Genomic DNA, 13,002 nt, shown 5'->3' on the forward strand with positions numbered 1-13,002 from the left:
GTGTCCCGCCGCAATCCGTCTCCTGACGCCCGCGTTCCTGATTTGTTGACGCCTGAGCCAAGCGCACGACAGACCGGCAATCCGCGAGACGCGGATCGCTGCACGCGGGACGCATGCGCTCCATTCACGGAAGCTTCCCTCCCAGTTCGTTCGCCAGTTTCCATAGCTCGTTCTCCTTCGCTTCGATCAGCGGTTTGAATTGCTCCACCTCACCGGGGAACCAGCGCTGCGTCGGATCGGTATGATCCCGACTGCTCGGCTGCGCCGTGCGGTCCCCATGCAGAAACGCCCAGTTCGCCGGACGCCAGTAGCGATGCCACAGCTTGTTCTTCTCGCCGATCAGCGCCTTCAATCGCCCATCCGGCACTTTCACATCGCCGGACCAAAGCTTCGCCACACGCATCCCAAGCTGCGCCGAGCCCGTGGAAGTCAGATTCAGTCCATCACGAGTCGATCCCGGCTTCAACTCGCCATCCTGAGCCGCAAACAACGCCCCATGCGCCCTTGCGATCTCCGCCATCACCGCCGCATACTTCTTCAGCGTCGCGTTGTGCTTCGACAGCTCACCTGCAAACGCTGGCGGTTCCACCAGCACCAAGCGCGGCGTCACTTCCGCGCATAACGTCACTAACGTCTCCAGCGCCTCGCGAAACTCCGCCAGTCCGGCCTCGCCACTCTCCAGACACTCCTGTCGTCCAAACATCAGCATCGCCGCCGTGGCACCAGAGCGCACCAGTTGCTGCCTCAAGCCACCAAAGTTCATTGGACGATCCATGCGAAACACCGTGTCCGCTTCCCACGCCAAGCTGCGCACCTTCACGCGACTGCCGGGAAACTGCGTCAGCATCAGCGCCTCCATCGTCCCCTCCTCCATCATCGCCACCGCCTCCGTGCCACCGAGCACGGCCACGACTTCCTCCGTCATCAGCTTCATCGAGTCCGTGAACGGCTCCAGCTTTGCCTTCAAACCTGCCATCGGTGCCATTGCAGCCAGTTCGAGAATCTCCGGGCGGGTCAAAGCACGATTGTAGAGGCGAAGATTCGCGATCTGGCCGCCCAGTCCTCGACTGCACGGATCAAACAACGTTTTGGTGAGCACGATGGGACCAGGAGCCTCGCGCCAGGAGTTCATCTCGACGCCGTTCACCCAAATACCGGAAAGCGCCTGTCGGGCATCTCGCTTCACATTGAGCACCACCTGCCACCAACGGCCTTCCATGGGCTGCGACACAGAAACCGGATGTCCAAAGCCACGACCTTCGAGCGTGATGGAAAAACCCTTCGTGCCGAGATGCCAGTCCAGCAGCCCGCCCTGTGATTCATTGATCAGCGCCAGAATGTGGCTGCCATGCTTCATGTCTGGTGCCTTCTCGACTTGAAACGCGAATGCCACCGCGAAGTCCTCCAACTTCATTGCCTCCGTCTCAGCCGGCAGCCGCAATGTCTTCTCGGTGTCGAGCGGCATCACCTCATCCCACTTCGCCACCAAGCCCGCCTGCAAATCCGACACATCACCACTCACCTGCGCCGTCACCCAACCGAATGACAGCAGCGCAAACAACAGCACGAGTGGAGCGCACGCGTCTCGCGTGCTGATTGCGGTGTCCCGCCGCAATCCGTTCCCTGACTCCTTCTCAACTAATTCGTCCGCACTTGAGCCAGCCTCTGGACAGACCAGCAATCCGCGAGACGCGGATCGCTGCACGCGGGACGCGTGCGCTACTACCGATCTTCGGCTCGCCATGAGTTGATTAAGCATAGAGCCGACAAAACTCGCGCTGTGGAGGCCTTCTTGCAGTTCGTTCTGTTCATGACGCGGCATTGCTGTTATGCCTGAGGAGTTCCAACCTCACACTCATGAAACTCAAGATCGACCTTCACGACTTCCGCGTGCCCGATGGCAAACCGTTTCGCATCAAGAAGGCGAAGACGAAGGTGAAGGATGTTTACCAGGATGACGCGCACTACGAGTCGCTCATCGCCGAGTTCCGCACGGAGATCGACGACTTGCAGCAAAAGATGTACGCGCAGAACCGCCAGGGACTGCTGCTGGTGTTTCAGGCGATGGACGCCGCCGGCAAGGACAGCACGATCAAGCATGTGATGAGCGGGGTGAACACGCAGGGCGTCGAGAGTCATGCGTTCAAGCGGCCCACCGATGCTGAGCTCGACCGTGACTTCCTCTGGCGCACGACGCGTGTGATGCCGCCCCGCGGGCGCATCGGCATCTTCAACCGCAGCTACTATGAGGAGGTGCTCGTCTGCCGCGTGCATCCTGAGATCGTGACCAAGATTCAACGCCTGCCAGCCGCGACGACCAGAAACATCGACAAGCTCTTCGCCGACCGTCTCAAAGACATTCGCAACTTCGAGGGTTACAGCCATCGCAATGGCATCCGCATCGTGAAGTTTTTTCTGCATGTGTCGAAGGAGGAGCAGAAGAAGCGTTTTCTGTCCCGCATCGACACGCCGAGCAAGAACTGGAAGTTTGAGGAAGGCGACGTGAAGGAACGCTCCCACTGGAAGGATTACATGGTGGCCTATGAGGATGCCATTCGTGCCACCGCCACCGAGGAATGCCCGTGGTATGTCGTCCCTGCCGATGACAAGAAGAACATGCGCCTCATCGTCAGCGCAGCGATCCTGGCCGAGATGCAGACGATGAAGCTGAAGTATCCCGAACTGCCGGAGGAGCAGAAGAAGCATCTGCAAGCGGCGAAGCGGTTGCTGCTGGCGGAGTAGGAACCAAACAGTGTTAGGTGTTATGAGTTATGTGGGTTCTGCCTCATAACCTCTAACCCTTAACTCCTAACTTACCCCTCCCACTCACTTCAAACTCCGCAGCCATGCCACGAGGTCGAGCAATTCGGCCTCTGGCATGGTTTGATCGAGACCCATGGGCATGAGGCTGGTCGCTAGCGTGGTGTCTCCAGTGATCATTTGATGGGCGATGGTTTTTTCCTGACCGGCGATGTCCGCGACGAGCAGACCTTCCGCCGTGTGGGATTTGATGACACCGAGGGTTTGCTGGCCGTCGCTGGTTTCAATGACGTGGGCCTCGTAGTCGCGGGCGAGCGTGTTGGAGGGGAAGAGGATGCTTTCGAGCAGGTCGCGCTCGGTGCGGATCGCGCCGATGTGGGAGAGGTCGGGGCCGATGGGGCGGCCAACATCGCCAATCTTGTGGCAGGCGATGCAGGTGCCTTTGCCGACCTTGAAATGTTTTTCGCCGTTCGCGGCGTTGCCGCTGGCGATGACTTTGTCGGCGAGCGGGCCAAGCTGGCGTTTTTTGGCCTCGGTGGCTGCCACGGCGGTGTTGTAGGCGGGCAGGATGATGGTCTCGAAAATCTCCGGCGGCAGATCGGCGAGCGCCGTGCGGTACAGACTCTCCTGCTGGCTGGCGATGGTCGGGTTCTTCGCGATCTCGTGAGCGAGCGTCTTGGCGATCTCGACGTCCTTGTGACGTTTGAGCAGTGGCAGCAGCGTTTTGAGCTCGACGGGGCCGACTGTGGCAAGCAGCGGTGCGATTTGCGGCATCTGCTCCTTCGTCATCGGCGCTACAGAGAGCATGCCTGCGGCCTGAATCTTCGCGGCGGAGGATGATCCAGCATCGGCGAGGACGTTTTTGACCATGTCGAAGGTTTCGCCAGTGAGTTTGACGGATTTGGCGGAGTCGAGGGCTTTAAGACGAATGGCAAGCGGCCGCTTCGTGTCATTCGCGATGGCCTGGAGCGCGGTGTCGAAGTGCGGGGACTTGAGTTTCTTGATGGCGTCGAGCACGAGCGGCGAGGGCGACCTCATGGCAAGAAGTCTGTCGAGTGAAGGCAGCCAGTCGTCATCACAGACGACAGCCGATTGCGAGGCAAGAACCCGAAGAACGCACTCCAAAACAGGCTGGCGATCGTCGCTGAGCATCGATGCAACCGTCTTCTGGCCTTCTTTTGTGTGCAGGGTCCCAAGCAGTAACCTCTCGATCTGCGCGATGTCGTTCGGAAGGATGTTTTTTTCGATCCAACGAGTGACGTCTGGGTTGTCACGAACCGTCTTCCGACGAGGCGCGATTTTGCGCATCAGCCCTTCGAGGCAATCCTTGGCAATCTCATGATCACGCACCGCGAAAGAGACCGCAGCCTCGACCAGGGCTTTGTCAGACAACGCCGACAGATGAACAATCACTTCCGAGTACTCTTTGAGCGATTTCACATTCGCCAAGGAAGCTTTCAGAGCCCTCGCCATGAACACATGCCCAAGTTCATTGTGTCTGGCCAGCGCTGCGCCAAGAAACTCCCCTTCCTGCCCAGGTTGAATGAACCTTGAGCAGGCATGAATCACCGCATGCTCCAAAGAGGGATCAAGACTTGAGGCGAGTTGCTTGAACCAGTCTTCTTTTGAAAGGAATTGGGCGTCTCTGCTTGCTCTGGCGATCTCCTCCAGCGCTTGACGTCTTTCGTGCATGTCCGTTGAGTTCAACGCTTCGATTTGCGATTGGATGTCAGTTCTGCGGACGGGGGCGTCCGCGCTCCGGGTGGCGAGCAGCGGCTTCTTCGGTTTGATGCGATACACAGCGCCAAGCAGATCCGACTTCGCCATCAGGCTGCTGGGGCAGCCGATGCGGAACCAGCCGCCGGTGTCGATGAGGAGGAGGGAGCCGTCGCGTGGGTCCTCCATCACGTCGGTGAGATGGATGTCAGGGTTGTGGAGTTTGAGGAATTCGTTTTCGACGGCTTTGTAAGTGCTGCCTTCGGGCGTGAGTTCCATGCGGACGAGGCGCTGGGTGTTGAAGTGGGTGACCAGGAAGTTCTGAGTTCTTGGTTCTTGGTTCTTGGTTGGATAACTGCGCCAGAAGCAGCAGCCGCTGACGGCGACGTGGCCGAAGTTGTACATGACGGGCATGGTTTCGAGCGTGCGTGGCAAATGCGCGATGGCTTTGAGCTGGTCGGGGCGCTCATAGACGCCGCCATAGAGCCAGTGGATGATGGTGTCGCCGCGTGGCTGGCTGTAATAGAGGTTTTGCACGCCGATGATGTCGCCGTTGCGGGTGAAATCGACTTCGACGGGGTTGTCGCCGCAACCGAGCGAGTGCCAGGCAACGTCGCTGCCGTCCGGCTTGCAGCTCCAGATGCCGCAAGCGAGTGAGGCATCGACGGGCGTGCCGTCCTTCTGCTTCACGTCGTGGCCTTTGCGGCCGTGACACCAGTAAAGGCGGCCGTTGGGATGCAAAAAAGGGCCGTGGACGTCGGCGGCGTTGCCGGTGTATTCGAAGCCGCCGACAATCATCTCGCGCTGGTCGGCGACGCCGTCGTTGTTGGTGTCGGTGAGCTTCCACAAACCGGGCGGCGAGCAGACGTAGAGGCTGCCGTTCAACCAGCACGCGCCTTGTGGAAAGGTCATCTTGTCGGCGAAGACGGTGCTTTTGTCGAAGGTGCCATCGTTGTCGGTGTCTTCGAGCATGAGGACGCGGTTGGGCGGATTCTCCTCAAGCTGCTTCTTGTTCCAGTTCACACCGACGCCATCGCCGACGAAAAGGCGGCCCTTGTCATCGAGACAACCCATGATGGGATGCGTGACGAGCGGTGCGGCGGCGGCGAGTTCGAGCGTGTAGCCGTCGGGAAGATCGTGCTTCGGCAAAGCTTGCGATGATTTGCCGTTGACGACGACCGGACGTTTGCCGCTTTCGGGAATGGTGTTGCCTTTGTCCGGCAGGAGATCGGCGGCGAGGGCGGGGACGGCGAGAAGAGGGAGGATGAATCGGCGCATGATGGGAAATCATACGCTGACCTGGGTCCGGCTTTATTGCGGCAAAGCGAGATAGCCTTACAAACGCCGCACTTCCTGGACTTCGAGGCCGGTGAGCTTCCACTCGCCTTTCGCGGGCATGATGGTGACACGGGCGTTGTAGATGTTCACGCGGGGGTGGCTGTGGCCCCAGTGGCCGACGATGCCGCGCGCCATCCAGTTGCAGTCAGCGATGAAGCCTTCGCCCTTGGTGTTGGCCTCCACCTTGTCCACCGTGGCGGAGAATTCGGCGATGGTGACGCGGGTGCCCTCACGGCCCTCAAGCGTGAGGGCCTGGATGGTTTCGAGGTAAAGCTTGCGCAGCAGCTCGCCATCGACGCTGCGTTCGAGCACGTCGTACACGTCGGATTCGACACGGTGGTCGAAGGCACGGTAAACATTGCGCAGCAGCGGAGTGACAATGCGCTGTGCTTCATCGACTTGGGTGATCATCGGTCCGGCGGCGCTGGTTTGCATGGGAATGACCAGAAGCTGGCTCATCAGGACGGCTCCAAGCAACCAGACGGCGAGGTAGGGCATGCTGCCACCGGGGAGATGATAGTCTTTGACCTTGAGATAGGTGTAAAAAATGATGCCGCCCAGCAGCCATACGATGGCCCCAAACGGCACACGCACGGCCACCGGTGCCTCATACTGTGGCACACGGGCGAGCGGAGCCGGACGCGGCAAACGGCCCTGATTGCGCCAGCGATGCGTTTTGATGGTGGAGTTGATCTCAGCCGTCTCGCTCTGGGTGCCAAAGAAAACTCGCAGTGGCAGCATGCTGCGTTCTTTGAACCAGCCCTTCCAGGTCACTTTCAATTCATCGGGTGCGGGCGGTGTGGCAAACTCCCACATGAAACCGACCATGGCCTGATTCAACGCCACGTCCTCGCCTTCAGCGATGGGGAGTGTGTTGCCCGGCAGGCCTTTGATCACGGACACATACAATTGCGGCGTCGCCAAGGCTTCATCCCCGCTGCTCATGGCACACCAGCCCTCCGCATGTGTGGCGGCCTTCTCGCTTAACTGTCGCTGCTGTTCGGACGTGAGTTTAGCAGGCGGGGTTTCGTCTGGTGACAGCCACGAGAGCATGGTGGCGGCATCAAACAGCACCTCGAAGCGTGTTTGATACGGCTCCACATAAAGATAGGCCTGTGCGAGAGGCTCCTTGATGATCAGAGCATTGCTCGTGGGCAGTGGTGGCGGCGCTGCCTGCGCCGGAGGAGGCGCAGGTGTGGCGGGCTTCATCTCCGCCGCTGGCGTGGTCACAGGAGGTGGCGTTGGCTGGGACGAAAGCGAGGGCAGCGTCTGCAGCGGTTTGAGCGGGCCGATTTTGATCGTCTCGGCGGCGTCTTGGGAGTATGCGGCGGCCAGCAGGCAGGCAATGACGAATGTCGAAATCGGAATGACGAATGAATGCCGAAATCCGAATGACGAAGGTGTGGCCAAACCATGGGTTGAGCCTGTGTCTTCGTGCTTCGTCATTCGGGATTCTCCTTTGTCATTTTGAATTCGTCGTTCGCCGCACATCTCAGAGCGCCCAGGGCTTGCGCCACTCTTTGGAGAGCAGCTTCGAGGCGGCGGCGTTGTCAGCGATGGTCTCGGTCTTCGGATCCCACTTCAAACCCGTGCTGCCACTGCGCAGGGCGACATTGGCAAGGTGGGCGATGCTGATGCTGCGGTGCGAGACCTCGATCGGCGTGGCGGTGGGTTTGCCGTCGTAGATGCAGGAGAGGAAGTTGTCCGTGTGGTCTTTGCTCTCGTAGAGATGGATTTCGCTCTCGCCAGCCTTGTCGCGGAGGATTTCAGGAGTGCTGGCGGTGATCTTGCCACGGTTCACATAGATCCACTTGCCTTCGTCCCCTTCAAACATCACGCCGACATGATCGAAGGGCTTCTTCGCGTTCGGAGTGGCGAGCGCGGCCTCGACTTCCGGCATGAGCTTGTGCTCCGGGCTGGCGACGTGCATGACCACACCGCTTTCATACACACATTCAAAGGAGAAGGCGGTCGCGGTGTTGTAGAGCGCTTCCTTGTTCAACGTGCCGGAGACATTTCGCAACTCGACTGGGCCGGTGTTATCCGTGCCCATGCCCCATTGGGCAATGTCGATGTGATGTGCGCCGAAGTCGGTGATCATGCCGCCGGAGAAGTTGAAATTGTGACGCCAGTTCAACGGCAGCAGGGCAGGGCGGTAGTCCATGTGCTCCGCCGGGCCGAGCCACATCTCATAATCGAAGTCGGCAGGCACAGGCGCGGTGTTGATTTGATCGGCCATGCCGTTCCAATTGGAATGACCGCCAGGCAGGCCAACGCGGACGCGCTTCAGCTTGCCGATGCGGCCGTTGCGCACCTGCTCGCAGGCGAGGCGGAAATACACGTCGCTGCGCTGCTGGCTGCCGGTCTGCCAGGTGATGCCTGCCTTGGCGACTTCATCGGCCATGAGGCGACCTTCGGCGATGTTCAGCGCCAGCGGCTTCTGACCGTAGATGTGCTTGCCTTTGCGGGCGGCATAAATGGCCAAGTAGGCATGCCAGTGGTCGGGCGTGGAGACCTGCACGGCGTCGAGATCTTCTTTTTCCATCATCTCGCGGAAATCCGCGTAGCTGGCGCAGGCCTTGACCGGTTTGTTTGCCGCCTGCGAGTAGTGCGCGTCGATGATCTTCTTCCCGGCCTCACGTCCGCCGGTTTCCTTGCCGTCATAGCCGTAGTGGCCGTATTCCTTCATCGGATCGGCCACGGCAATGACCTGACACTTGTCATTGTTCAAGAAAGAAGGCGTCCAATCACCCGCGATGGTGCCCCAGCCGATGGCACCGACGGTGATGCGCTCTGAAGGCGCTGGACGACCACCTTTGCCGAGCGCGGTGGCCGGAATGATGGTGGGAAAGCCCAGTGCGGCGGCGCTGGTGGTCAGGAAACGACGGCGGGAGAAGGAAGGCTGGGCGGTTGGCATGGTGTGGTGGTTATAGCGAGGCGTTCTCACGAGGCCAAGAAAGATTTCGTGATGAGGTTGCAGCAGAAGCCGTGCTCAACACCTTTCGCGCCCATGTCCCGCATCCCGGAGGAAACCATCCAGCAAGTGATTGCCGCCACCGATATCGTGGCGCTGGTGGGGCGTTCCGTGAAGCTGCGGAAGGCGGGCACGAATTACCTCGGCCTGTGCCCGTTTCACAACGAGCGCTCGCCGTCCTTCAATGTGAGCCCTTCGCGCGGCACCTATCACTGCTTCGGCTGCGGGGCGGGCGGCACGGCGATCCGCTTTGTCATGGAGCATGACGGCATGTCGTTCATCGAGGCCGTGAAACGCCTCGCCGACGCCGCGGGCATTCGCATCGTCGAGGAAGTGTGGGATGCGAACGCTGAGGCGGAGGCAAAGCAACGCGCCCTGCTGCTGCGGGCGAACCGCGAGGCGGCGGAGTGGTTTCACCTGCTGTTGATGAAGCACCAGCTTGCCGCGCCCGCCCGTGATTATCTCAAGGCACGCGGCATCAACGCGGAAATGGCCAAACGCTGGCAGATGGGCTACGCGCCGGAGAACAAAGGATTGTACCGGGAATGGGCGATGCAGCAGAAGCTCTCCGAGCAAGCGCTAGTGGAGGCGGGCATCTTCAGCGTGGCCGACCAGGATGAAAACGGGCGCGGTGGCCGTGCCTACCCGCGCTGGCGGCATCGGCTGATGTTTCCCATTCGCAATGACAACGGCGATGTGATCGCCTTCAGCGGCCGACTGCTCGAAAAGAAGGAGAACACCGGCAAATACGTCAATTCGCCCGAGACGCCGGTGTTTAGCAAAAGCCGCGTGCTGTTCGGTTTCGACAAATCGAAGCGTTTCATCGCGAAAGCGGACCAGGCGATCATCTGCGAGGGCCAGATCGACATGATCATGGTGTTCGAGGCCGGGCTGCAAAACGTCGTCGCAGGGCAGGGGACCGCCTTCACCGAGCATCACGCGAAAATGCTCAAGCGCGTCTGCAACGAGGTCATTCTCTGCTACGACAGCGACAACGCGGGTCGCGAGGCCACGGAAAAGGCCTTCCGCATTCTCTCACCGCAGGGCATCAGCGTCCGCGTCGCGGCGTTGCCGCAGGGCGAAGACCCGGACTCACTCATCCGCAAGGACGGCGCGGACGCGCTGCGCAGCATCATCACGGACGCACCAGAGTTTTTGGAGCATCAAATCCGCCATCTACGGGCCAGCGCGAAGTCTGAGAGCACCGTCGAGCGCGTGCGCATGGCCGAGCAGGTAGCATCCGCCATCAGTGTCTTCTCTGGCGTGGCCCAGCGCATCACCGCCGTGAACAAGGTGGCCAAGCTGCTCGAAATCTCCGAGGAGCAGCTCAATGCCATGGTGAAACGCGCTGCGAACGACACGAAAAACAGCGCGTCACAGCGGCGCGGGTCGGATTCGTCCGTCAATGTCGTCGATGACGCGAAAAAGCTGCTCGCCTCGCAAAACAAGACCGCCGTGCTGCTCTGCCAGATGGCGTTGAGCGACGCCGAGGTGCTGCACTGGCTGCGTGAAAGCGGCTGTGAGGACATGCTGCGCGAAGTGCCCGGCACCGAGTTGCTCTCCCTGCTGGCGCATAGCCGCTACAATCCGACGGATGAAACTTCCCAGCCCGCCTTCATGGCCGGCCTCGACCGGCATCAGGAGGCGGCCTTTACCCAGTTGCAGGCGCACACCCGGCCCCCCGGTGGGCTGCATGAGGCACGGCAGGCGCTTTACGCGCTGGAGATCGTGCGGCTGCAGAGTCTCATTCAGCGCGCGCAGTCCAAACTGCGCCAGCCGGGACTCTCCGTGCCGCAGATGGAGCAGTTGCAGCAGGAGGTCGTGGAACTCAGTGCGATGAGGAAAGAATGCCTTGACCGTGCCAAGGCCTCCCCAGATAGTCCGAATCCCTGACCGACGCTCCCGGAACCCCCGTGGCATGTATGGCCGTCTCCAAAAGCTCCCATAACGGAAATCATCATTCATCCAGCGACAGCCATGCAGAAAAGCCTGCGGCCGCGTCGGGTGAATCTGCGCCTGCAAAGCGCGGACGTGGCAGGCCCCGCATTCATCCGCCGAAAGAGAAGCCTTCCGTCGTGCTCGGCGAGGATGGTCTTCCACTCCGCCGTCGCCGTGGTCGTCCGCCAAAGGGCGGTTTTGCCGGACGCCTCGCGCAGATCACGAATGTAACGCATGATGACATTCACTCGCCGGACGTGCAGGCGCGTCTGCGCAACCTCATCCGCACCGCCCGTGAGCATGATCATCTGACCTGGGATGACATCAATGACGCGCTGCCTTCCGGCTTCGTGACCCCGGATCTGATGGACGCTCTTCTGACGCGTCTGCGGGCGATGGAGATCAAGATCATCGACGAGGCCGAGGTGGATGGTGGTCCTGCGCGTGTCTCCGCCGCGCGCGAGCGCATCGCCGCCGAGCGTGATGCCGCAGCCGCGAAGCTGGACGTGTTTGACGATCCTGTGCGCATGTACCTACGTCAGATGGGCCAGGTGCCACTGCTCACCCGCGAGCAGGAAATCCAGATTTCCAAACGCATTGAGAAAGCGGACCTCAGCCTGCGCCAGTGCCTGCACACCATCGGCTTCATCGGCCAGGCTTATCTCCAGTATGCCGAGGCGCTGCACAACGGCGTGGAGCGCTTTGACCGCATCGTGAGCGACCGCAAGGCCGACGAGCGCGAGTTGTATTTCAAAAAGCTCAAGCCGCTGCTCGACCAGGCTCGGGAAGCGCATGAGAAGGCCGCCAAACTGTTTGTGACCCTTGGCGAGGCCGGCCCGCGCAAGCGCCAGGCCTGCCAGGAGGAGTTCGACGCCACCCGCTTGGCGTTTTTTCGCCAGTGCGAGAAGTTCTACTTCAAATCCAAGCTGGCGGAGGATTTCGTCACGCTGCTGCGCCAGCGCCTGACTGATCTGGAGAACCTGGAGCGCCACGCGCATGACCATCCACGTCAGGAGTCGGCCAAGGAGGCGCTGCGCGCTTTTGAACGCGAGTGCTGGATGACCACCGCAGATTACCGCTCGCTGGTAACGGCGATGCTGAAGCACGTCGCCGACTCTACCAAGGCGAAGACCGAGATGATCGAGGCGAACCTGCGCCTGGTCATCTCCATCGCCAAAAAATACACGAATCGTGGCCTCTCGTTCCTCGATCTCATTCAAGAGGGCAACATGGGACTCATGCGCGCGGTGGAGAAGTTTGAGTACCAGCGCGGCTACAAATTCAGCACCTATGCCACCTGGTGGATTCGCCAGGCCATCACCCGCAGCATCGCGGATCAGGCGCGCACCATCCGCATCCCGGTCCACATGATCGAGACGATCAACAAGCTGATGCGCGTCCATAAGCAGCTCCTCCAGGAGATGGGACGTGATCCGACGCCGGAGGAGATCGCCGAGGAGATTCATCTGCCTGTGGATCGCGTGAACGCCGTGCTGCGCCTTTCGCAACAGCCCGTCTCCATGCAGACCAAGGTCGGCGAAAGCGATGGCGACACCGAGTTCGGCGATTTCATCGAGGACAAGGAGGCCGGTAATCCCATGGAGCTGACCGCCATGCACCTCCTGCGCGACAAACTGCGCGATGTGCTCGACACGCTCAATCCGCGCGAGCGCGAGGTGCTGGAGCAGCGCTTCGGCCTCTCCGACGGCGCGGGTCGCACGTTGGAGGAAGTCGGCAAGCAGTTCCAGGTCACGCGTGAGCGCATCCGCCAGATTGAGGCCAAGGCTCTGCGCAAACTGCGCCATCCGACGCGCATTCGGAAGCTTGGCGGATTTTTCGGGGCGGGCTAAAGTGGTCCGCACAGTCCTCTGTGCGGCTGTGGCAGGCTCTTGGTTGACTTTACGCAGAGGAACTCCGCACATGACAGCTCTGGGAAAATTCGGAGTCTGAGAAGATCTCCGAGCGCCGCACAGAGGACTGTGCGGGTGATGGTGTCATGAGTGCTGCGCGTAAACCCTCGTATCTCCAAGCTTTCCTGCAAAGGGAATCGCGGGTGCAAATACATGATTTCGCAATGTGGTGAGCGTCAGTTGTCGTGTTTTGTCATGCTCCAGTTCTTCACGTTATGATGAATGTGCCGCAGATGGGGTAGCGGGTGGCTTCGGCAATGAGGGGATCGAGGACGGATGGCATTGGCTGAGATTACCTCGGGGGTGGACCCGCATCAAAAGGCAGATTGAAATACTCGAATACGGCCTTGGTGCGATCGAAGATCT

The 13,002-nt window shown here is 60.4% G+C and carries 7 protein-coding genes; 3 read left to right on the top strand and 4 right to left on the bottom strand.

Annotated elements, in window-relative coordinates; translation table 11 throughout:
• Nucleotides 1–124 precede the first annotated feature (124 nt).
• A complete protein-coding gene (locus tag ACILSI_RS16485; RefSeq protein WP_395722994.1) occupies nucleotides 125–1,567 on the bottom strand; it encodes a hypothetical protein in 1,443 nt (480 codons plus the stop codon).
• Between the two features lie 290 nt (nucleotides 1,568–1,857).
• Here ACILSI_RS16485 and ACILSI_RS16490 point away from each other — a divergent pair, with 290 nt between their 5' ends.
• Nucleotides 1,858–2,742, top strand: coding sequence for a polyphosphate kinase 2 family protein (locus tag ACILSI_RS16490; protein ID WP_395722995.1), 885 nt, complete (start codon nucleotides 1,858–1,860; stop codon nucleotides 2,740–2,742).
• A gap of 84 nt (nucleotides 2,743–2,826) precedes the next feature.
• Here ACILSI_RS16490 and ACILSI_RS16495 read toward each other — a convergent pair whose 3' ends face one another.
• From ACILSI_RS16495 to ACILSI_RS16505, 3 genes are read right to left on the bottom strand one after another with little or no spacing between them, the layout of a single operon-like run.
• Nucleotides 2,827–5,754, bottom strand: coding sequence for a PVC-type heme-binding CxxCH protein (locus tag ACILSI_RS16495; protein WP_395722996.1), 2,928 nt, complete (start codon nucleotides 5,752–5,754; stop codon nucleotides 2,827–2,829).
• A 57-nt stretch (nucleotides 5,755–5,811) separates the two neighbouring features.
• Nucleotides 5,812–7,260, bottom strand: coding sequence for a hypothetical protein (locus ACILSI_RS16500; protein WP_395722997.1), 1,449 nt, complete (start codon nucleotides 7,258–7,260; stop codon nucleotides 5,812–5,814).
• A 46-nt stretch (nucleotides 7,261–7,306) separates the two neighbouring features.
• On the bottom strand, nucleotides 7,307–8,731 hold the full coding sequence (locus ACILSI_RS16505) for a Gfo/Idh/MocA family protein (protein WP_395722998.1): 1,425 nt from the start codon (nucleotides 8,729–8,731) through the stop codon (nucleotides 7,307–7,309).
• Nucleotides 8,732–8,824: 93 nt separating this feature from the next.
• Between ACILSI_RS16505 and dnaG the strand changes: the two genes are divergently transcribed.
• On the top strand, nucleotides 8,825–10,681 hold the full coding sequence (gene dnaG, locus ACILSI_RS16510; RefSeq protein ID WP_395722999.1) for a DNA primase: 1,857 nt from the start codon (nucleotides 8,825–8,827) through the stop codon (nucleotides 10,679–10,681).
• 29 nt (nucleotides 10,682–10,710) lie between these two features.
• Nucleotides 10,711–12,576, top strand: a complete 1,866-nt coding sequence (rpoD, locus tag ACILSI_RS16515; protein WP_395723000.1) for an RNA polymerase sigma factor RpoD — start codon at nucleotides 10,711–10,713, stop codon at nucleotides 12,574–12,576.
• Nucleotides 12,577–13,002: the final 426 nt, after the last annotated feature.

This window comes from Prosthecobacter sp. (genome assembly GCF_044232965.1).
GTDB lineage: Bacteria > Verrucomicrobiota > Verrucomicrobiia > Verrucomicrobiales > Verrucomicrobiaceae > Prosthecobacter.